Genomic DNA, 21537 nt, shown 5'->3' on the forward strand with positions numbered 1-21537 from the left:
TTTGGAAAATAAATTTCTTGTTGCAGATTGGCGGGCTGCGACGTGCCGTTATCGTGGCCAAACGGGGAGAGGATTCTGGGCTTTGCTTATGAGAATTGAAATCATTATTATTGCAGCCTTTAAAACGCCCGGACCCCGCCATGACGCGCAAAACCGCCGGCCTTCCCCTCAGCTATCGCCTGGCCGTGACCTCCCGTAGCCTTGCCGCGTTGCTGGGTGGCTATCTGCTGGCGTCCCTCGCGAGCGTCTGTATTGCCTTGCTGGCCCCACTGCCAAAGGTCGATGCCACGCTCACCGGCCTGCTGCTGTCATTCGTCTTCTACCTGCTGGCGTTTATCTGGTGTTTTGCCTGCCGCAGCGCCTGTCGCGCCTGGTTGGGCGTATTGGCGCCAAGCCTGCTGCTGGGCCTGATCAGCGGCGTTGCCTACTGGATGAAGAACGCATGAAAGAAGGCTTCCGCCAGGCCATGGCCTGGCTGCACACCTGGACTGGCCTGATCTTCGGCTGGCTGTTGTTCGCCATCTTCCTGACCGGCACGCTGTCGTACTTCAAGGAAGAAATCACTCATTGGTCGCAGCCTGAAGTGCGCAGCCATGCCCTGGACCCGATCAATAGCCTGGCTGTCGCTCAACGTTACCTGCAGGACAATGCAGGGCATTCGCGTACCTGGTTCATTCGCCTGCCGAACGAACGGGAGGCCGCCTTGAGTGTGGGCTACCGCGACCCCAGCGGCGGCCCACGTGGCTTTGTCAGAAAAACCCTCGATACCCAGACCGGCCAGCCGGTGGCAGCACGTGACAGCCGCGGTGGTGAGTTCTTCTACCGCTTTCACTTCCAGCTTCAGATGCCTTACCCGGTTGGCCGTTGGCTCTCGACGTTCTGCGCTTTCATCATGCTGCTGGGGTTGGTCACCGGCATCATTACCCACAAGAAGATCTTCAAGGAGTTTTTCACCTTCCGCCCTGGCAAGGGGCAGCGTTCCTGGCTGGACGGGCACAACGCCATCGGCGTGCTGGTGCTGCCGTTCCACCTGATGATCAGCTACAGCAGCCTGGTGCTGTTCATGTACATGGTGATGCCGGCGGGCATCATGGCCAGCTACGGCAATGACACCGACAAGTACTTCAACGACCTGTTTGGCCGCAACGATGCGCCCAAGGCGGCCCAGGTGGCCACGCCGCTGGTAGCGCTGCCGAGCCTGTACGCCAAGGTGCAGGAGCTGCAGCCGGGGGCGCGTGTCGGCAACATCCAGGTGCAGAACCCGGGCGACAGCAATGCCCGCGTCACCTTCACCCAATCGGCAGCCGACCACGTGGCCTATCGGCGTAGTGCCAACTGGACATTCGATGGGGCCAGTGGTGCGCTGTTGAGCCAGGGCAAGCCAGAGAGCGGAGTAATGATGACCGCCTTCAGTTTCGCCGGGCTGCACATGGGTAACTTCGCCGGGCCTTGGCTGCGCTGGCTGTATTTCTTCTTTGGCGTGGCCGGTACTGCAGTGATTGGTACCGGGTTGGTGATGTGGCTGGGCAAGCGCCAGCTCAAGCACGCCAGGAACGGGCATATGCCAGGTGAGCTGCGTTTGGTCGAGGTGCTCAATATTGCCAGCATGAGTGGCTTGTTGCTGGCGGTGGCGGGCTTCTTCTGGGTCAACCGCCTGGTGCCCTTGGCTGTCGAAGGCCGGGCTGACTGGGAAGTGAATGCTTTCTTCATCGTCTGGGGCTTGTCGCTGGTGCACGCCGTGCTGCGTAGCGGGCGCAAGGCCTGGGGCGAGCAACTGGCGCTGGGTGCGCTGGCCTTCGCCCTGTTGCCGTTGCTCAATGGCCTGACGACTGACCGGGGCTTGAACCATTCGGTACTGGAGGGTGACTGGGCCATGGCCGGCTTCGATCTGACAGCCCTGGGGACCGGCCTGTTTCTGGCCTGGCTGGCCCGCAAGATGCTGGCCAGCCCCACGCCCGTAGCCAAGCGCGCCGCACGTGCGACAAAAAAGCCGAGCATTGAAACGGTGGGGGCGAGCTGATGCTGGGTAACGCACTGATCGCCTTTGCAGGCTTCGTTGCCCTGTGCCTGGCGATGGAAAAGCACTTCAGCGACTTGCTCGGGCGCAAGCCGCGCCCGCGCCACTTGCACCTGTTGCGTGTCGCAGGTTGGCTGCTGCTGATACTGTCGCTGGTGCTCAGCGTGCACCAGCGTGGCTGGGCCCTCGGCCTGGTGGAGTGGACCGCGGTGATGATGGCCGGGGTAACACTGTTGGTGTTCGGCCTGCCGTACCAGCCTCGTCTGCTGCTGGGCCTGGCCGCCGTCAGCGTGGTGCTGGGCCCGATGCTCGCCGTGTTTGCCGTGTGACCCCCGTGAGTGAGCCAGGGGATATCATCGAGCCTCACGCTGACAGCGCAGGCGCACGTGCACGTTTCGTTCAGGTGTTCCAGGCCCAGCGTGCGCGTATGGAGGCGCTGGTAAGCCGTCGGGTCGGCTGCCGCGCCACCGCTTCGGACCTGGTCCAGGAGTTGTTCCTGCGTTTCTGGCGTCGCCCCGAGGTCAAGGTCGAGGCGCTGGACACTTACCTGTTGCGTTGTGCGGGCAACCTGGCCATAGACCACCTGCGCAGCGAAAGTAGCCGCGAACGCGTGGCCGAAGCCGCTGTGCCGGTGAACGAGGCGAGCCTGGCCCAGGCCCCTGAGCAGGCCGTGGAGGTCGACCATGACTTGCAGCGTATCGAGGCCACCTTGCGTGCCTTGCCCGAGCGCACCCGGCAGATCTTCCTGCTCAACCGCATTCACGGCTGCAAGTACAGCGAGATCGCCAAAGCCATGCAGCTGTCACAGAGCGCCGTGGAAAAGCATATGATGCGCGCCCTTGAAGCGTGCAAGGCGAGTGTTGCCGAGCCCGCGTCCACCCCACGCCGGCCAGGGAGCGCCCGTCGATGAGCCGTTTACCGCCGATCACCGAGGCGCAGTTTCAGGCTGCCCTGCAATGGTTCAACCGGATCAACGGGCAACCCGGGCAAGCCGAAGGGGCGGCATTCAAGCGCTGGTTGCTGGCCGACCCCGCGCACCGCGCAGCCTACGAACAGGCCCAGGTGCTGTGGCAGAAAAGCGCCGCCCCGGCGGCGCGGCTGGCGGACGAAGAGCAGGACGCCCTGCAGCGCTACCTCGATGCCATGGCCAGACCACCGGCGCGTGGCGGCTGGCGGCGGGTGGCAGGGTTGGCGTTGGCAGCCTGCCTGGTGCTGGCCGTGGGCGTCGCTGGTGGTTGGCACCCGGGGTACTGGTTGCAGGACCTGCAGGCGGACTACAGCAGTGCCGGGCAGATTCGCCAGGTGACCTTGGCCGACCAGTCGCAGGTGACGCTTGATGCCGGTAGCGCCATTGCGGTCGATTTCGCCCAGGGTGAGCGCCGTGTGCGGTTGCTGCATGGCGCGGCGTTCTTCGAGGTTACCCATACCGGTGAGCCGTTCCTGGTGGAAGCTGCCGGCGGCGAAGTGCGGGTGCTCGGCACCCAGTTCGAGGTGCGTGAGCAAGGCGAGGGTGCCCAGGTGACGGTACGCAGCGGGCGTGTGGGCGTCAGCCCCGCGCAGGGCACTTTGGCGCGAGAACTGACTGCCAACCAGCAGGCTACCTACAGCGCGGGCAGGGTAAGCGACACCCTGGCGGTGGACAGTGACAACCGCCTGGCCTGGCGCCAAGGTTGGCTGAACTATTATCAGGTTCCGTTGGCGCAGGTGATCGAAGACCTTGGGCGTTATTACCCAGGGCGCATCCTGTTGCTCGATGGTGACCTGGGGCAGCGCAAGGTCAGCGGCAGCTTCCCGGTGGCCGAGCCGCTGCTGGCGCTGGATTCGCTGGGCAAGGTGATGGGTTTTTCACGGCAGACCGTGTTGGGGCGTTTGACCCTGATTCGGTAGTTGCCTGTGCCGGCCTCTTCGCGGGTGAACCCGCTCCTACAGCGTCCCCCCCTGTAGGAGCGGGTTCACCCGCGAAGAGGCCGGCACAGCAAAAATATTTCCAGGCACAGGTGAGGTAACAGCACGTGGCATCCGTGTAATGAGTGAAAGTGCGATTGATTCGCAGTAATCACCCTTCCACAGGTCAGCGTCCATGAAGTTCTCCCCGCGTTGCGTCCCTCTCTGGTTCGGCCTTGTTGCGCTCCCGGCCTTCGCTGTCGCCCCCCTGGTGAGCGCGGCCGAGCAACTGCAGGCCTATACCTTCGCCCAGCCGGCCCAACCCTTGGCCCAGGCCCTGAATGCCTTCAGCCGCACCACCGGCCAGAGCGTGGTCTACACCCTCGAACTGCCGGGCGTGCAAGCGCCAGCGCTGAATGGTCGGTTCAGCGCCGAGCAGGCGCTGCAACAACTGCTGGGCAACGTTGGGCTGGCCTGGCGCCGCGTCGACGCACGTACCCTGACCCTCGAACCTGTAGACACTTCCGCCGCCCTCAACCTACAGGCCACCACCGTGACCTCGCAGCTGGACGACTACAGTTACCAGCCCCCGGCCAGCGCTTCGATCATGCGCGGGCAGGGGCCGAACCAGGACATCCCCCAGGCAATCAACGTGGTACCGGCACAGGTCATCCGCGACCAGGCCCCGCGCAACCTCGATGACGCCCTGACCAACGTCAGCGGCATTACCCAGGGCAACAACTTCGGCGGCACGTCCGATACGGTGATGAAGCGTGGCTTCGGCGACAACCGCGACGGCTCGATCATGCGCGATGGCATGCCCGTGGTGCAGGGTCGCAACCTCAACGCCAGCACCGAACGGGTCGAAGTGCTCAAGGGGCCTGCCTCGTTGCTGTACGGTATCCAGGACCCGGGTGGGGTCATCAACGTGGTCAGCAAGCGTCCGCAGTTGCAGCAGTACAACGCCCTGACTGTGCGCGGCTCGACCTATGGCAGCGGCAAGAACGGCAGCGGTGGCGGGCTCGACAGCACGGGCGCACTGGGTGACAGCAACTTCGCCTACCGCCTGATCGTCGACCACGAAGACGAGGACTACTGGCGCAATTATGGCGTGCACCGCGAATCGCTGGTGGCGCCGTCGCTGGCCTGGCTGGGCGAAGACACCCAGGTGGTGCTGGCCTACGAGCACCGTGAGTTTCTCTACCCCTTCGACCGTGGCACCGCGTTCGGCAACAACGGCCACCCGCTGAACATCCCCGCCACGCGCCGCCTGGATGAGCCGTTCAACGACATGGAAGGGCGTTCCGACCTGTATCGCCTGGAAGTCGATCATCAGCTGACTGATGACTGGAAGCTGCACGTTGGCTACAGCTTCAATCGTGAGACCTACGATGCCAGCCAGGTTCGCGTGACCGGCGTCAACGAAACCCAAGGCACGCTGACACGCAGCATCGACGGCACTCACAATGCCATGAGTCGTGACCAGTTCGTGACCCTGAGCCTCAATGGCAATGTCGAGCTGGCGGGGATGCAGCATGACCTGCTGTTTGGCATCGACCATGAAGACCGCAAGATCTTTCGCGGTGACCTGATCCGCCAGACACCGCAGTCCACGTTCAGTTATCTGGACCCGGTCTACGGACAGGAAGTGGAGGGTTCCAACGTACGCGCCAGCGACAGCGACCAGACCGACAAGCTGCGCACCGATGCGCTGTTCGTGCAGGACGCGCTGCACCTCGATGAGCACTGGATCCTTGTAGCTGGTGCGCGTTTTCAGCAGTACGACCAGTACGCTGGCCGCGGTCGCCCGTTCAAGGCCAATACCGACATCAGTGGCCAGGCCTGGGTCCCCCACGCCGGTATCGTCTACAAAGTGGACGACCAGCTCTCGTTCTATGGCAGCTACAGCGAGTCGTTCAAGCCCAACTCGACCATCGCGCCGCTGACCGGCAATGTTGTGCTCGACGCCTCGGTGGCACCTGAGGAGGGCAAGTCGTGGGAGCTGGGCGCCAAGCTCGACATGCCGGGCCGCATCACGGGCACCCTGGCGTTGTTCGATATCACCAAACGCAATGTACTGGTCTCGAACATTGACGCCATCACACGCGAGACGGTCTACAGCAATGCGGGTGAGGTCAGTTCACGCGGTGTGGAGCTCGATGTGACCGGCCAGCTCAGCGAGCGCTGGAGCCTGATCGGCAGTTATGCACTGACCGATGCCAAGGTAACCAAGGACCCTGATCTTCAGGGCAACCGCCTGCAGAACGTGGCCCGGCACAGCGGCTCGCTGTCGGCGGTGTATGACTTTGGCAGCCTGTTCGGGGGGGACCGGCTGCGCTTCGGTGCCGGCGCCCGTTATGTAGGCGAACGTTCGGGTAACTCGACCAACACCTTCGACCTGCCGAGCTATACCGTTGCCGATGCGTTTGCCACTTATGAAACCAAACTCGAGGAACACAACGTGCGCCTGCAGCTGAACGTGAAGAACCTGTTCGACAAGGTTTATTACAGCTCGGCGGTGAACCAGTACTTTGTGGCGGTAGGCGATGCGCGGCAGGTAAGTTTGTCGAGCACCTTGGAGTTCTAGGTTATCGGGGGCTGCAGAGCGGCCCCGGTTTCAGATGACAAAGGCGCTGCGGTATTCGCCAGGTGTGGCACCCAGGGCCTGTCGAAATCGGTTGCTGAAATGGCTGGCACTGGCAAACCCGCACAACAAGGCAATATCCCCCAGCGGTAACACGCCCAGGCGCAACAGCTGGCACGCCCGGTGCAGCCGCCGGGCCAGCAGATACTGGTGCGGCGGGAGCCCGAAACTGGCGCGGAACATGCGCGCAAAGTGGTATTCGGACAGGTTGCAGCGCAGCGCCAGCTCGCCCAGGGTGATGGGCTGGTCCAGGTGTGCCTCGATGTAGTCGACCATTTGCCGGCGCAGGTTTGGCGCCAGCCCGCCTTTCAGGCGCAGGCCTTGGCGCAACCCGACCTGGCTGAGCAGCGCATGGTCAACGATCTCGTGCGCGAGGCTGCTGGCCAGCAGGCGCTCACTAGGCTCGTCCCAGTCCAACTGGATCAATTGACGAAAGCGTGCAGCCTGCTGCGGGTCGTCCAGAAAGGTTGCTTCCTGCAGTTGCAGCTCGCGCGGTTCCCGGTCGAGCAGACGCACACAGCCCAAGGCGAACTGCGCCTCGCTGACATACAGGTGCGCCAGGCGGATCGCGCCATTGACGACCCAGTTCGATTCCTGCCCGGCCGGCATCACGCACAGCTTGTCGGGTGCACCTTTGTCGGCCGGGCGCTGGCGGCGGAAAGTGCCGGTGCCGTCGGCGATGTAGCACGACAGGGTGTGATGGCTGGGTGCCTGGTAGTCGCGGGCATCGTCACGGTTGCTCCACAACGCCGCCGCCAGGCCGTCGCCCAGGTGCGCGCTCAGCTCCAGCCTTGCGTGGGGCGAGGCATGCATGGCGTTGAACACTTGCAACTGGTTGAGTGGCGTCATTGGCGGGTCCTCTTGCCAGCCATCCTACTGTGCACTGGATCGAGTGACATCTACCGGCGCAAGAAAAGCGCAAGTTTATGCAAGCTGACAGAGGCCGATCGAAAGAACACTGGTCATCCCTGTGGGGGCGGGTTTACCCGCCAAGCGCCGGGCACCGATTTCCAAAGGCCCAAGGAACTGCCGCCATGAACCTGTCACTCTATCTGCTCACCGTCCTGATCTGGGGCACCACCTGGATCGCCCTGAAACTCCAGCTAGGCGTGGTCGCGATCCCGGTGTCGATCGTCTACCGCTTCGCCCTGGCCGGCCTGATCCTGTTTGCTTTCCTGTTGATTACCCGCCAGTTGCAACCCATGAACCGCCGTGGCCACCAGATCTGCCTGGCCCAGGGCCTGTGCCTGTTCTGCGTCAACTTCATCTGCTTCCTCAGCGCCAGCCAGTGGATCGCCAGCGGCCTGATCGCGGTGGTGTTCTCAACTGCCACACTGTGGAACGCGCTTAACGCCCGAATTTTCTTCGGCCAGAAGATCGCCACCAATGTGCTTGGCGGTGGTGCCTTGGGCCTGCTTGGCCTGGGCCTGCTGTTCTGGCCGGAGCTCTCGCATCACGCAGCCAGCCGCGAAACCCTGTACGGCCTTGGCTTGGCCCTGTTGGGCACGCTGTGCTTCTCGGCCGGCAACATGCTGTCGAGCATGCAGCAGAAGGCCGGCCTCAAGCCGATGACGACCAATGCCTGGGGCATGGTCTATGGGGCGGTGATGCTGGCGGTGTTCTGTGTGGTCAGCGGCGTACCGTTCAGCATGGAGTGGAATGCGCGCTACATCGGTTCGCTGCTGTACCTGGTGGTGCCGGGGTCGGTGATTGCCTTCACTGCCTACCTGACCTTGGTCGGGCGCATGGGGCCGGAGCGGGCAGCTTACTGCACGGTGCTGTTCCCGTTGGTGGCGTTGAATGTGTCGGCGGTGGCCGAGGGTTATCAGTGGACGGCGCCGGCCTTGCTCGGTTTGGTGGCAGTGATGGCGGGGAATGTGCTGGTGTTTCGCAAGCCCCGGGCCAGGGGGGCTGAGGGTGTTGTGGTCGCCAAATAGATGATGGTTGCCTGGGCCGGCCCTTTCGCGGGTAAACCCGCTCCTACAGGGCAGTGCACACCCGTTGTAGGAGGGGGTTTACCCGCGAAGAGTCCAGCACAGGCACTCCAAATTGTAGGAGCGGGTTTACCCGCGAAGGGGCCAGCACAGGCACTCCAAATTGTAGGAGCGGGTTTACCCGCGAAGAGGCCAGCACAGGCACTCCAAATTGTAATCGATGGACTCGCCCCCGCCGAGGCATCACAGTGCCACGGTGGTGTTCGAAGAAGCCAACGGCAGCGAGGGCGAGACCATGAAAAAGCATAGTTCGAAACACGATTCCCTGTCTTCCACTGATGTGGAGCTTTGCACAACCATCTGCGTAGACCTGGCCAAACAGGTCTTCCAATTAGCAGGCGAGGACGCTACTGGGCGGGTGATCTACGAAGATCGCATCAAATCCCGCCAAGCGTTCCATGATTTCCTGCTCAGGCTGCCAACTACCGTGGCCGTCTTGATGGAGTGCGGTCCAGGTGCACAAGCCTGGGCCAGACTGCTGCAGGCCAAAGGTAATCCGGTTCGCATCCTGCCGGCGCAACGTGTCGCCGAACATCGCAGCGGTGCAAAGAACGATCGTAACGACTGCTATGCCATTTTGCGTGCCGGTCGCGATACGAGCATCGCTTCGATACCGATCAAGAGCACCACAGCACTGGCTATTCAAGCGCTGCACCGTATCCGGCGCGGTAACATCAAGCGACATACCGCGCTGGGTAATCAGATCCGTGGTTTGCTACTTGAGCATGGCGTATCCATGCCCCAGGGCGATGCCGCGATCAATAAGCATGTGCCTCAGGCGCTTGAGGATGCTTCCTTGCCTCTGCCCGACCTGTTGCGCGAGTTGCTCGATGAGTTGCTGATGGACTGGTTGTCTCTAGGTGAACGCATAGCGGCGCTGAGCCGCCGGCTCGAAGCGACTGCCCAAGAGGATAAAGTCGCTCAGCGACTGATCACCATTCGCGGCGTCGGCCCTATCATTGCCACGGCGATCGTGGCGAAACAGACCGACCCCAGCCGCTTCGCCAGTGGCCGAATGTATTCCGCCTTCTTCGGTATCGTGCCCGATCAGCACAGCAGCGGAAACAAAATCAGATTGGGCAAGATGAGCAAGCGCGGTGACGGCTACATACGCAGCCTGATGATCCAGGGCGCGCATGCCGTCTTGAGCCAGCTAAGGCCTGATTCCGATCAGCCAGATGATCGCCGCCTCTTGCGCTGGCTATCCCGCCTTGGGCGCAAGGAGGCGGCGATCAGGCTGGCTAATCGAAATCTGCGGATTATCTGGGCCCTGTTACAGAGCGATCAGGTTTACCAACGCAAACCGAACGAAAAACCGGAGGCGGCTATGAGCCTCTGACCAACCGGGTAATGCCACCGGGGCGCTAGGCGCTCCAACCCCTGCTAGTGAACATTGACCCTAGGTAAGACCGTCGCAGACCGATGCCTCCGCTCCTACAGGCCTGATAGTGGCCTCAATGTAAACGGCACACTGCGAGCTCACCACGATGTTGGCCAGAAGCAAAAAGCTTCCTCGAATAGGCCTGATACATAGATGCAACCGGGTTCCTATGTTCAAAAAGCAGCTAGACAGTGTGGGCGAGTCCATACATAGGAGCGGGTTTACCCGCGAAGAGGCCAGCACAGGCACTCCAAATTGTAGGAGCGGGTTTACCCGCGAAGAGTCCAGCACAGGCACTCCAAAACGGTCAGCCCTTCCACACCTGCGGGTTCACCAGGTCCCGCGGCCGCTCGCCCAGCAGCGCCGCACGCAGGTTGTCGATCGCCCGGTTGGCCATGGCCTCGCGGGTTTCGGCTGTGGCCGAGCCAATGTGCGGCAAGGTCAGCGCATTGGGCAGCTTGAACAGCGGCGAATCGCTCAGCGGTTCTTTCTCGTACACGTCCAGGCCTGCGCCGCGGATGGTGCCGTTCTGCAGCGCCTCGATCAACGCCGCTTCATCCACCACCGGCCCACGGGCAATGTTGATCAGGAACGCACTCGGCTTCATCAGCTTCAGCTCGCGGCTGCTGATCAGCTTGCGGGTGGCATCGGACAATGGCACCACGATCACCACGAAGTCGGCCTCGGCCAGCAACTGGTCCAGGCTGCGGAACTGCGCGCCCAGTTCCTGCTCCAGCGCGGTCTTGCGGCTGTTGCCGCTGTACAGGATTGGCATGTTGAAGCCGAAGCGGCCACGGCGCGCCACTGCTGCACCAATGTTGCCCATGCCGACGATACCCAGGGTCTTGCCATGCACATCGCTGCCGAAGTGGGCCGGGCCCACGGTGGCCTGCCAGTTGCCGGCTTTGGTCCAGGCATCCAGTTCGGCGGTGCGGCGGGCGCAGCCCATGATCAGTGAGAAGCCCAGGTCGGCGGTGCTTTCGGTCAGCACGTCAGGGGTGTTGGTCAGTGCGATGCCGCGCTCGTTGAAGTAGTCGAGGTCGTAGTTGTCATAGCCGACCGACACGCTGGACACCACCTCCAGCCTGGCCGCACCCTCAAGCTGGACGCGGCCGAGCTTGCGGCCAACGCCGATCAGGCCATGGGCTTCTGGCAGGGCTTCGTTGAACTGGGCGCTGATGTCGCCGAGCTTGGGGTTGGGCAGGATCACGTTGAAGTCTTGCTGCAGGCGTTCGGCCATGGCCGGGGTGATTCGGCTGAAGGCCAGGACGGTCTTTTTCATCGGGCAACTTCTCTGCAAGGCGGGGTGGGGCTGTGCTGGCCTTTTCGCGGGCAAGCCCGCTCCTACAGAGGCGCGGTGCCTTGTAGGAACGGGCTTGCCCGCGAAGGGGCCGGAACAGGCGAAATCAATGGTTAGCAACCTACCATTGTCCGCCCCCGCAATGCAGCAGCTTTTTAGTTGGCGATCAGCACCTGATGGGTTTTCAGGTCTGCCTCATGTGCGGCAAGAATCTCTGGCAGCGAGTTGCGCAGGTACTCGACCCAGGTCTTGATCTTGGCATCCAGATACTGCCGCGATGGATAGATGGCATACAGGTTCAGCTCCTGCAGGCGATATTCGGGCAGCACCCGTGCCAGGCTACCGTCCCGCAGGCCCTCGATAGCCGAATAAATCGGCAGCACACCTACGCCCATGCCACTGCGGATAGCTGTCTTCATGGCGTCGACGGTATTCACCATGAACGGCGAACTGGTGATGTTGACCATCTCTTGGCCTTCCGGGCCATCGAACAGCCACTTTTCCAGCGGTATCACCGGGCTGACCATGCGCAGGCAGGCGTGCTTGAGCAGGTCGGCAGGCTTGTAAGCCATGCCATGCTGGGCAATGTAGGTGGGCGAGGCACAGACAATGCTGTAGGTGATGCCCAGGCGCTGCGAAACGAACCCCGAATCGGGCAGTTCGGTGGCCAGTACGATGGACACGTCATAACCCTCGTCGAGCAGATCGGGCACGCGGTTGGCCATGGTCAGGTCGAAGGTCACGTCCGGGTGTGTTTCGCGGTAGTGGGCGATGGCATCGACCACGAAGTGCTGGCCGACGCCGGTCATCGAATGCACCTTCAACTGCCCGGACGGGCGCGCATGGGCGTCGCTGGCTTCGGCCTCGGCTTCTTCGACGTAGGTAAGAATCTGTTCGCAACGCATCAGGTAGCGCTTGCCGGCTTCGGTCAGCGCAATGCGGCGGGTGGTTCGGTTGAGCAGCCTTGTTTGCAGATGGGCTTCCAGGTTGGAGACCGCCCGCGACACGTTCGCGGTGGTCGTATCCAGTTGCGCCGCCGCGGCAGTAAAGCTGCCTAATTGGGCTACGCAACTGAAAGCACGCATGTTTTGCAGGGTGTCCATGGGTCACTCTCGAGGTAGAGGACAAAATTGTGTCACGAAGTAACCTAGAAAAGAGAAAAAGTTGCCTTCGACCAAAGGCGGATTATCGCTGTTTTGGTAACAAAGATTCGCAGGAATCTGCGCTTATCGCCAGTGCTGCCGCCCCCTAGAATTGCTCGGCCTCTTCACTTCTTCCTCGGGAAATCGCAGCTGTGCCGCGTCGCATCATCAGAACGCTCAAGGCGTTCAGTGCCTGTGCCCTTGCCCTCGCCTTGAGTGGTTGTATCGGAACCTGGGGCATCGCCCCGCAAAGCAAGACGCTGCAAGCCAATACCTTGACCACCGACGCGGCCATTCGCGAAGCCGCGACCGACGCTCACTGGCCCAACCAGCAGTGGTGGCGCGCCTATGGCGACCCGCAGCTGGACCGCTGGGTTGCCCTGGCCGTGGCCGGTAGCCCGAGCCTGGCCATGGCCGCAGCGCGAGTGCGCGAAGCCAAGGCCATGGCCGGTGTGGTCGAGTCGGCGGAAAAGCTCCAGGCCAACGGCCAGGCTACGCTCAAGCGCCACAACTGGCCGGAAGACCAGTTCTATGGCCCTGGCGCGCTGTCCGGTGCCAACACCTGGGACAACAACGCTGCCATCGGCTTTAGCTACGCCCTCGACTTGTGGGGCCGTGAACGCAATGCCAGCGAGCAGGCCGTGGACCAGGCGCACATGAGCGTGGCCGAAGCCCGCCAGGCGCAGCTGGAGTTGCAGAACAATGTGGTGCGTGCCTACATCCAGCTGAGCCTGCATTTTGCCCAGCGCGATATCGTCAAGGCCGAACTGGAACAGCAGGAGCAGATCCTGGCCCTGGCCAAGCGTCGCCTGGATGCTGGTATCGGCACCCATTTCGAAGTCAGCCAGGCCGAAGCGCCGCTGCCGGAAACCCACCGCCAGCTCGACAGCCTCGACGAAGAAATTGCCCTGACCCGCAACCAACTGGCGGCGCTGGCCGGCAAGGGCCCGGGGGACGGCGCGCAGTTGCAGCGCCCGGCCCTGGTCTTGGCCGCGCCATTGAAACTGCCCTCGAACCTGCCCGCCGAACTGGTCGGCCAGCGCCCTGACGTGGTCGCCAGCCGCTGGCAAGTGGCCGCGCAGGCGCGCGGCATCGACGTTGCCCACGCCGGCTTCTTCCCCAATGTCGACCTGGTCGGCAGCCTGGGCTTCATGGCGACCGGTGGTGGCCCGCTGGAGTTCCTCACCGGGCGCAAGTTCAACTACAACGTCGGCCCGGCCATCAGCTTGCCGATCTTTGACGGCGGGCGCCTGCGCTCAGAACTGGGCGTGGCCTCGGCGGGGTATGACGTGGCTGTAGCCCGCTACAACCAGACGGTGGTTGGCGCACTGAAGAACATCTCCGACCAGTTGATCCGCCGCGAGTCGATGAAAGAACAGTCGCACTTCGCCGCCGAATCGGTCGCCGCTGCGCAGAAAACCTATGACATTGCCATGGTCGCGTTCCAGCGTGGCCTCACCGACTACCTGAACGTGCTCAACGCGCAGACCTTGCTGTTCCGCCAGCAGCAGGTGCAGCAGCAGGTGCAGGCCGCCCGCCTGATTGCCCATGCCGAGCTGGTCACCGCCCTGGGTGGTGGCCTGCAGGCTGGTCAGGATGTGCCGAAAGAGGAACGCCAGGCAGCACCGAAGACCCCGGCCACCCTGGCCATTTTCGACAAGAAGCCGGATAACGCCGAATGAGCACTTCCAGTTTGCCCGTGCGCTGGCTGCAAAGCCTGGAATGGCGCCGGGGCTTCTTTGCCTGGGCGCGCACCGACGGCGTGACCTGGGTGTACATCTTCAAGGTGCTGGCCGCTGCGTTCATCACCTTGTGGCTGGCCATGCGCCTGGAGCTGCCGCAACCGCGTACAGCGATGATCACTGTTTTCATCGTCATGCAGCCGCAAAGCGGGCATGTGTTCGCGAAAAGCTTCTACCGGGTGCTCGGTACTTTGGCGGGTTCGGCGATGATGGTGGCGCTGATCGCCATCTTTCCGCAGAACACCGAGCTGTTTCTGCCCAGCCTGGCCCTGTGGGTGGGCCTGTGCTCGGCCGGTGCCATGCGCTACCGCACCTTCCGCGCCTATGGTTTCGTGCTGGCCGGCTACACCGCAGCGATGATCGGCCTGCCGGTGCTGCAACACCCCGACCAGGCGTTCATGGCAGCGGTATGGCGGGCGCTGGAAATTGCCCTGGGTATTCTGGTGTCGACCTTCGTCAGTGCCGCGATCCTGCCGCAGTCGGCCAGTGCCGCGATGCGCAACGCCCTGTACCAGCGCTTTGGCGTGTTTGCCGGGGTGGTGGTCGAGGCCCTGCATGGCGATAGCCAAAAGGACCGCTTCGAGAGCAGCAACGTGCGCTTCGTGGCAGAGGCAGTGGGTCTTGAGAGCCTGCGCAACGTCACCGCTTTCGAAGACCCGCACATGCGCCGTCGCAGTGGTCGGCTGGTGCGCATGAACAGCGAGTTCATGGCCGTCACCACGCGTTTCAATGCCTTGCACCGCTTGCTGGAGCGCCTGCGCACCCGTGGCCCGCTGCAGATCGTCAGTGCCATCGAACCTGGCCTGAACACCCTGATGGAGTTGCTGCAGCCCTATGTGGGCCGGGCGTTGACTGACGCCGATGCGCTGCGCCTGACCCTGGAGCTGGCCGCCTACAAGGAAGGCCTGCAGGCCCAGGTGCGAGGGCTGCGGGCTGAGTACCTGGCAACGGACCCCAGCGAGTCCGACCTGCTCGATTTTCATACCGCGTTCGAGCTGCTGTACCGCTTCGTCGACGAAATGTTGAGCTACGCCGAAACCCATGCCTCACTGGCCGCGCACAAGCACGAGCGCGAGCAGTGGGACGAGCCCTACGTGGCGCAGACCAGCTGGCTGGTATCGCTGGCGGCGGGTGTGCGGGCCTCGGCAGTGCTGTTGCTGCTGGGCAGTTACTGGCTGCTCAGCGATTGGCCCAGCGGCGCCATGATGACCCTGATCGCCACGGTCACCGTATGCCTTTCGGCGGCGTCACCCAACCCCAAGCGCATGTCGTTCCAGATGGCGTGCGGCACGGCCATCGGCGCTTTTGTCGGCTTCTTCGAAACCTTCTTCGTGTTCCCCTGGATCGACGGTTTTCCGCTGCTGTGCATGGTGCTGGCGCCTGTGTTCATGCTGGGCGCGTTTCTTTCGTCGCGCCCTGCCTACGCCGGTTATGGCATCGGCCTGCTGGTGTTCTTCGCGATTGGCTCGGTGCCGAACAACCTCACCGTTTATGACCCGTACACCTTCATCAACGACTACATCGGTATGGTGATCGGCATGTTCGTCTGTGCCGCCGCCGGGGCGATCATCCTGCCGCCCAACAGCCGCTGGCTGTGGAGCCGCCTGGAGCAGGCGTTGCGCGAGCAGGTGCTGTTCGCCATCAGCGGCCGCCTGCGCGGCCTGGGCTCGGCCTTCGAAAGCCGCACCCGCGACCTGCTGCACCAGGCCTATGGCCTGGCGGCCGGCAAGCCGCAGGTGCAGAGCCAACTGATGGGCTGGATGTTCACCGTGCTGGAGATCGGCCACGCCGTCATTGAGCTGCGTAAGGAGCAAGCCCGCGCGCCGGTGCACCCGGCCTATGCCGAGTCGCAGCCGTGGCGCCAGGCAATCCGTGTCATGGGCCGCGCTCTGGCCCGGCTGTTCCTGCAGCCTAGCGCCAGCAACCATGAACGCGCACTGGTGGCAGTGGACCACGCCATCGCCCGCGTGCAGGCCACCGACGAGCCGTTCGCCCGGCACTTCGATACCTCTGTGCTGCGCCGCGTGCAAAGCTACCTGCACTTCATCCGTTCTTCCCTGCTGGACCCACAGTCGCCACTGGCACCGGCGAAAGGACTGCACCATGCCTCGTGAAATCGCCTTCCATGGTGTGTACATGCCCACCATGACCTTGATGTTCCTGTTTGCCCTGGGCCTGGCCTGGGGCCTGGACCGGTTCATTGCCAGCCATGATGGCTACCGCTTCTTCTGGCACCCGGCGCTGCTGCGCCTGAGCCTGTTCGTCTGCTTGTTCGGCGCCATGGCGCTGACTGTCTACTGGTGAGAATCCTTCGATGAAAAAGTTCTTCAGCCTGATCGCCACCCTGCTGGTGCTGGTCGCTGCCGTGGCCATCGGTCGCCAGTTGTGGCTGCACTACATGACCACGCCCTGGACCCGTGATGGCCGTGTGCGGGCCGACATCATCAACGTCGCTGCCGACGTGCCCGGCTACGTGGTGGCTGTACCGGTCAAGGACAACCAGCGGGTGAAGAAGGGCGACCTGCTGATCCAGATCGACCCCGAGCACTACCAACTGGCGGTCGACCAGGCAAAGGCGCTGGTCGCTTCGCGCAAGGCCACCTGGGAAATGCGCAAGGTCAATGCCAAGCGCCGTGCCGACATGGACAACCTGGTGATCTCCAAGGAGAACCGTGAAGACGCCAGCAACATCGCCAACTCCGCCCAGGCTGACTACCAGCAGGCCCTGGCCGAACTGGCTGCGGCTGAGCTGAACCTAAAGCGCACCCACATCGTGGCCACGGTGGACGGCTACGTGACCAACCTGAATATCCACAAGGGCGACTATGCGCGCACGGGTGAGGCGGTGATGGCGGTGGTCGACGAAAATTCGTTCTGGGTCTACGGGTTCTTCGAGGAAACCAAGCTGCCCCACGTGAAGGTGGGTGACCAGGCCGAGTTGCAGATGATGAGCGGCGAGCGCATCAAAGGGCATGTGGAGAGCATCGCCCGCGGTATCTACGACCGCGACAACCCGCAAAGCCGCGAGCTGATCGCCGACGTGAACCCCACCTTCAACTGGGTGCGCCTGGCGCAGCGGGTGCCGGTACGTATTCACATCGATGAAGTGCCGGAAGGGTTTTTGCTGGCGGCGGGGACGACGTGTACGGTGGTAGTCAAGCCTGGCGAAGGTTGACCTTCGCGACCATCCCGGCCTCCCGCATCATCTATGGGAGCCCTGCTGATGCATGCGTATTAGCCAGTCGGCTCAATCTGCGGCAGCCTCTTGCAGCAACTGGTCCCAATCGTCCGGTGGGTGGCCGCTATGCAACATCTTTTGAAAGACCTTGTAAGCATCGTCGCTACTTTCATAGGCCCGCTTGCTCGACTCGTCATTGACCCAGGCCAGCACGATGATCCTGCTGGGGGTGTGGTAGCGGAAGAACAACCGGTACTGCTGGAAGAACTTTGCTCTGAACCAGTGCTTGTGGTCACCGCCAAGTGTTGCCCCTTGCCGGTATTCGGGTTTGGTCGGGTCTTGAGGGATTACATCGAACGCCAACCGCCGGATGGCGGCCAGCCTTTTAAAGGTATTTCTTTTCGTATAACCCGTTGGGTCTTTGTCCCGTTGAGCCTCGACTTGAGCGCTTAGCGCGTCCAGTTTGGCCAGGAACAGCGGGTGGGCAATTACAGTCCATCCATGAATAACCAGAGGCTTCCTGCTCGCATCACTCATTCATCGTCCGCCGACAGAGGTTGATCCAGGTCGACCTCCGCGTCGCCGACAAGCTTGTCGAGGCGCGCGATGAGGCCAGCATCGACAACCTGCAGCCGTTGAGGGTTGGTAGCGATATCGTGTGCCAGGAAATCCAGAAATTTGCCCAGTACCGGATCGTCCTCGGTTGCCTCTGCGCGGGTGAGTATCACCCCACCGTCGGGGCGAATCGAGTAATGGATCTTGTCACGTTTTTTCAAGCCCAAGGCGCGCCGCACCGTTTCGGGAACAGTGGTTTGATAGCGATCGGTCAGCGTGGACTCGACGTCGAAGGTGGCAGCCATGAGTAATGTCCTGTGGGTGACAGCGATACGGCCCAAGGTAATGCGATTGCATTGCCTCGTCAATGCAGGTGCATTACCACGGTGATGAGCGGTCAGGCAGAGCCCACCAACACTGGCATGTCTACCCGGTCAATCACCTTCGCGCTGATTGACGGGTCCAGCAACCGCCCCAACCGCGACAGGTGGCGGTGGCCCATGATGATCAGTTCGCAGTTCAATTCCTGCGCTTTGGCCACAATCGCTTCAACCGGCTGGCCGGCCGCCATGCAGCCCAGGCTGGTGAAGCCGGCTTGCTGCAGCTCGCGCACGGCCTCGGCTACGGCGTGGTCGGCATGCTGCTGTTCCTCGCAGGCGGCGGGGTATTCTTCCAGTTCCTCGGCGGTGTAGGGCGCAGGTTGCTCATGCACGGCGAAGGTGGAGTCGATGGCCAGCAGCACGTGCAGTTCGTGTTCGCCGGGGCGGCAGTAGCGGCGGGCGAGGGTGAGCAGGGTGCTGGAGGCGGGGGAGGCGTCGATGGCGATCAGGACGGGGCTGGGCATTGGAATCCTTGGCAGAGGCTGGCTTGTGGGTCTGCAGGATCGGCCCTTTCGCGGGCATGCCCGCTCCCACAGGTGTGTCGCACAACATTCGGGAATTGTGGGGGGCCTGTGGGAGCGGGCGCGCCCGCGAAAAGGCCAGACCTGCCAATGCTTCATTTAAGGCCGAATACGCCCAGTGAATAAATGCCCCACCACGCAAGAGCGCATTGCGTCTGATGCAATCCACCAACCTGCTACCATCGCGTTTCCCGCAGCTGTAACGGAAAACGGCCATGCAACTCCCGGACATGAACCTGCTCGTCGCCCTCGATGCCTTGCTCGACGAGGGCAGCGTGGTGGGCGCAGCGCAGCGCATGAACCTGAGCCCGGCGGCCATGAGCCGGACATTGGGGCGTATCCGCGATGCCTTGGGTGACCCGATCCTGGTGCGCGCCGGCCGTGGCCTGGTGCCTACGCCCCGTGCGTTGGCCCTGCGCGAGCAGGTGCATGGCCTGGTGGAGCAGGCCGGGCAGGTGTTCCGCAGCCGTGACGATGTCGACCTGGTCAACCTGGACCGTGCCTTCAACATCCGCACCAATGATTTGTTCATTGCCCTTTACGGCGCCCAGCTGCTGCGCATGATGCTGGCCCAGGCGCCGCGTACGGTGTTGCGGTTTGTCCCGGAGGGCAGTGGTGACGATGATGCAGTGCTGCGCAACGGGCATATCGACCTGATCATCAGCTCGGCCATTGAACTGGGCCCGGAAATCAAGGTGCAGAGCCTGTTCAATACTTACTTTGTAGGCCTGGCGCGTGTGGGCCACCCTATCTTCGATGCCCCGATCACCCCTGAGCGTTTTGCCGCCTACCCGCAGATCAGCGTGTCTCGACGCGGCCGTGCCAACGGGCCGATCGATGTGGCGTTGGCCAACCACAAGGTGGAGCGGCGCGTGGCCCTGATCACCACCAGCTTCCACTCGGCGATGTTCTCGCTGCCGGATTCGGACCTGATCCTGCCGATACCCGCCAATATCCTCAACAGTGTGCAGCGGTTGAAGTTGCCATTGCGCTCGTTCGAGATCCCGGTGCCGTTGGAGAAGGTCAATGTGATGCAGGCGTGGCACCCGCGCTTCGACAACGACCCCGCGCACCGTTGGTTGCGCCAGACGTTGAAAGCGTGTGGCCGCATCGATCCGTGATTCAGGCATGGATTGCGTCTGACGCAATATAAAACTACCGACAAGTCAGTTTTCGTCAGCATTCGACCTTCTTAAACTTGCCCCAGCCCTGAAATTGTTGCTGGAGATGTATTCTCATGACTTCCCTGACGGCGCCCTCTGCGGCGCTGGCCGCCGCCCCCGCGCCGGCCGCGCCTGCGCAGACGGCGTTTGGCCTGCAGGTGGTGGTCGGGCTGTTCGGTGTGTTGCTGGCTGTGCTGTGCGCCGGCCTCAACGAGTCGGTAACCAAGATTTCCCTGGCCGATATCCGCGGCGCCATGGGCATCGGTGCCGACGAAGGGGCCTGGTTGCTGGCGGTATACAGCGCCGCTTCGGTCTCAGCCATGGCCTTTGCGCCGTGGCTGGCCACGACCTTCTCGCTGCGGCGCTTCACCATGAGCGCAATTGGTCTGTTCGCCGTGCTTGGCCTGCTGCAACCGTTCGCCCCCAATCTGCACAGTTTGATGTTGCTGCGCGTACTGCAGGGCTTTGCCGCTGGCGCCTTGCCGCCGATGCTGATGAGCGTGGCCCTGCGCTTTCTGCCGCCAGGTATCAAGGTCTATGGCCTGGCCTGCTACGCCCTGACCGCCACCTTTGGCCCCAACCTCGGCACGCCGCTGGCGGGGCTGTGGACCGAATACGTCGGTTGGCAATGGGCGTTCTGGCAGATCATCCTGCCCTCGCTGCTGGCCATTTTCTGCGTAGGCTGGGGGCTGCCGCAGGACCCGCTGCGCCTGGAGCGTTTCAAACAGTTCGACTGGCGAGGCGTACTGCTGGGGCTGCCTGCAATCAGTTGTACCGTACTTGGCCTGTCGCTGGGCGACCGCTGGGGTTGGTTCGACTCGCCGTTGATCTGCTGGCTGCTGGGCGGTGGCCTGCTGTTGCTGGTGTTGTTCATGTACAACGAGTGGTCCGAGCCGTTGCCGTTCTTCCAGTTGCGCTTGTTGCAGCGGCGCAACCTGAGTTTCGCCCTGGTGACCCTGGCCGGTGTACTGGTCGTGCTCTCGGGTGTGGGCAGCATCCCGTCGGCCTACCTTGCGCAGATCCAGGGCTATCGCCCAGCGCAGACCAGCCCGTTGATGATGCTGGTGGCCATGCCGCAACTGATCGCCCTGCCGCTGACAGCGGCACTGTGCAACATCCGCGCAGTGGACTGCCGCTGGGTGCTGGGCATTGGCCTGGCGATGCTTGCGGCGTCCTGTGTTGGCAGCAGCCTGCTGACCAGCGAGTGGATCCGTGGCGACTTCTACCCGTTCTACCTGCTGCAGGTGTTCGGCCAGCCGATGGCCGTGCTGCCGTTGCTGATGCTGTCAACCAATGGCATGACCCCGCAGGAAGGCCCGTTCGCCTCCAGCTGGTTCAACACCGTCAAGGGCCTGGCCGCCGTCATCGCCGGTGGCCTGCTGGATGTGCTTGGCACCCTGCGCCGGCATTTCCATTCCAATCACCTGGTGGACAGCCTGGGCAACGCCCCGCTGGTCGACGGCAACGCCGCCGGCCTGGCCAAGCGCATTCACGACCAGGCGCAGGTATTGACCTCGGCTGACCTCTATCTGGTGCTGGCCTGTATCGCCGTGGCCCTGATCTGCCTGATTCCTTTCGTGCCTACCCGGGTCTATCCGCCGCGTGCGGTGGCTTGAACCCTGGACGATGTCGAGAA

Annotated in this window: 20 protein-coding genes; 14 read left to right on the forward strand and 6 right to left on the reverse strand. The window is 62.8% G+C overall.

The window, feature by feature from the left end; all coding sequences use genetic code 11:
• Nucleotides 1–140: 140 nt before the first annotated feature.
• From J3A98_RS01685 to J3A98_RS01710, 6 genes are all read left to right on the forward strand, one after another.
• Nucleotides 141–446 (forward strand): DUF3649 domain-containing protein, encoded by a 306-nt coding sequence (locus J3A98_RS01685; RefSeq protein WP_176682562.1) that lies wholly within the window; start codon nt 141–143, stop codon nt 444–446.
• Nucleotides 443–2020: a PepSY-associated TM helix domain-containing protein gene (locus J3A98_RS01690; RefSeq protein WP_209963556.1), complete on the forward strand. Its 1578-nt coding sequence runs from the start codon at nt 443–445 to the stop codon at nt 2018–2020. The genes J3A98_RS01685 and J3A98_RS01690 overlap by 4 nt, the downstream gene beginning before the upstream one ends.
• Complete coding sequence (locus tag J3A98_RS01695) at nt 2020–2346, forward strand: DUF3325 domain-containing protein (RefSeq protein WP_209963559.1); 327 nt, start codon at nt 2020–2022, stop codon at nt 2344–2346. Before J3A98_RS01690 ends, J3A98_RS01695 begins: the two co-directional genes overlap by 1 nt.
• 5 nt (nt 2347–2351) lie before the next feature.
• A complete protein-coding gene (locus J3A98_RS01700; protein WP_108191314.1) occupies nt 2352–2927 on the forward strand; it encodes a sigma-70 family RNA polymerase sigma factor in 576 nt (191 codons plus the stop codon).
• Complete coding sequence (locus J3A98_RS01705) at nt 2924–3904, forward strand: FecR domain-containing protein (protein WP_176682566.1); 981 nt, start codon at nt 2924–2926, stop codon at nt 3902–3904. The genes J3A98_RS01700 and J3A98_RS01705 overlap by 4 nt, the downstream gene beginning before the upstream one ends.
• A gap of 193 nt (nt 3905–4097) precedes the next feature.
• Nucleotides 4098–6488, forward strand: coding sequence for a TonB-dependent receptor (locus J3A98_RS01710; protein WP_209963562.1), 2391 nt, complete (start codon nt 4098–4100; stop codon nt 6486–6488).
• A 30-nt stretch (nt 6489–6518) separates the two neighbouring features.
• Here J3A98_RS01710 and J3A98_RS01715 read toward each other — a convergent pair whose 3' ends face one another.
• Nucleotides 6519–7394: an AraC family transcriptional regulator gene (locus J3A98_RS01715; protein ID WP_209963565.1), complete on the reverse strand. Its 876-nt coding sequence runs from the start codon at nt 7392–7394 to the stop codon at nt 6519–6521.
• Between the two features lie 185 nt (nt 7395–7579).
• Here J3A98_RS01715 and J3A98_RS01720 point away from each other — a divergent pair, with 185 nt between their 5' ends.
• Nucleotides 7580–8482, forward strand: a complete 903-nt coding sequence (locus J3A98_RS01720; RefSeq protein ID WP_176682569.1) for an EamA family transporter — start codon at nt 7580–7582, stop codon at nt 8480–8482.
• A gap of 337 nt (nt 8483–8819) precedes the next feature.
• Nucleotides 8820–9878, forward strand: a complete 1059-nt coding sequence (locus tag J3A98_RS01725) for an IS110-like element ISPpu11 family transposase (RefSeq protein WP_098316384.1) — start codon at nt 8820–8822, stop codon at nt 9876–9878.
• 349 nt (nt 9879–10227) lie between these two features.
• Here the strand turns inward: J3A98_RS01725 and J3A98_RS01730 are convergent, their stop codons facing one another.
• Both J3A98_RS01730 and J3A98_RS01735 read right to left on the reverse strand, forming a co-directional pair.
• On the reverse strand, nt 10228–11202 hold the full coding sequence (locus J3A98_RS01730) for a D-glycerate dehydrogenase (protein ID WP_209963568.1): 975 nt from the start codon (nt 11200–11202) through the stop codon (nt 10228–10230).
• Between the two features lie 173 nt (nt 11203–11375).
• Entirely contained in the window at nt 11376–12323 is a 948-nt protein-coding gene (locus J3A98_RS01735) for a LysR family transcriptional regulator (protein WP_209963571.1), read from the reverse strand.
• A 191-nt stretch (nt 12324–12514) separates the two neighbouring features.
• Between J3A98_RS01735 and J3A98_RS01740 the strand changes: the two genes are divergently transcribed.
• Genes J3A98_RS01740 through J3A98_RS01755 form a run of 4 tightly spaced genes read left to right on the forward strand, consistent with a single transcriptional unit; the run spans nt 12515 to nt 17279 of the window.
• Nucleotides 12515–14044 (forward strand): efflux transporter outer membrane subunit, encoded by a 1530-nt coding sequence (locus J3A98_RS01740; protein WP_209963574.1) that lies wholly within the window; start codon nt 12515–12517, stop codon nt 14042–14044.
• Entirely contained in the window at nt 14041–16218 is a 2178-nt protein-coding gene (locus J3A98_RS01745; protein ID WP_209963578.1) for an FUSC family protein, read from the forward strand. The genes J3A98_RS01740 and J3A98_RS01745 overlap by 4 nt, the downstream gene beginning before the upstream one ends.
• Nucleotides 16208–16408 carry a DUF1656 domain-containing protein gene (locus J3A98_RS01750; RefSeq protein WP_009685040.1) on the forward strand — a complete coding sequence of 67 codons (201 nt, stop codon included), beginning with the start codon at nt 16208–16210 and terminating at the stop codon, nt 16406–16408. Before J3A98_RS01745 ends, J3A98_RS01750 begins: the two co-directional genes overlap by 11 nt.
• 10 nt (nt 16409–16418) lie before the next feature.
• Entirely contained in the window at nt 16419–17279 is an 861-nt protein-coding gene (locus J3A98_RS01755) for an HlyD family secretion protein (protein WP_209963581.1), read from the forward strand.
• A gap of 72 nt (nt 17280–17351) precedes the next feature.
• Here the strand turns inward: J3A98_RS01755 and J3A98_RS01760 are convergent, their stop codons facing one another.
• The 3 genes from J3A98_RS01760 to J3A98_RS01770 all read right to left on the reverse strand — a co-directional run bounded on the left by J3A98_RS01760 (nt 17352) and on the right by J3A98_RS01770 (nt 18681).
• Nucleotides 17352–17819, reverse strand: a complete 468-nt coding sequence (locus J3A98_RS01760) for a type II toxin-antitoxin system YhaV family toxin (RefSeq protein ID WP_176682574.1) — start codon at nt 17817–17819, stop codon at nt 17352–17354.
• Complete coding sequence (locus tag J3A98_RS01765) at nt 17816–18142, reverse strand: type II toxin-antitoxin system PrlF family antitoxin (protein WP_014859917.1); 327 nt, start codon at nt 18140–18142, stop codon at nt 17816–17818. Before J3A98_RS01765 ends, J3A98_RS01760 begins: the two co-directional genes overlap by 4 nt.
• A 92-nt stretch (nt 18143–18234) precedes the next feature.
• On the reverse strand, nt 18235–18681 hold the full coding sequence (locus J3A98_RS01770; RefSeq protein WP_209963584.1) for a universal stress protein: 447 nt from the start codon (nt 18679–18681) through the stop codon (nt 18235–18237).
• 272 nt (nt 18682–18953) lie between these two features.
• Between J3A98_RS01770 and J3A98_RS01775 the strand changes: the two genes are divergently transcribed.
• Together J3A98_RS01775 and J3A98_RS01780 are read left to right on the forward strand one after the other, a co-directional pair.
• A complete protein-coding gene (locus J3A98_RS01775; RefSeq protein WP_016497993.1) occupies nt 18954–19859 on the forward strand; it encodes a LysR family transcriptional regulator in 906 nt (301 codons plus the stop codon).
• 116 nt (nt 19860–19975) lie between these two features.
• Nucleotides 19976–21517: an MFS transporter gene (locus tag J3A98_RS01780; protein WP_176682576.1), complete on the forward strand. Its 1542-nt coding sequence runs from the start codon at nt 19976–19978 to the stop codon at nt 21515–21517.
• The last annotated feature ends 20 nt before the right edge of the window (nt 21518–21537 follow it).

The organism is Pseudomonas sp. BP6 (assembly GCF_017875935.1).
Classification (GTDB): domain Bacteria; phylum Pseudomonadota; class Gammaproteobacteria; order Pseudomonadales; family Pseudomonadaceae; genus Aquipseudomonas; species Aquipseudomonas putida_Y.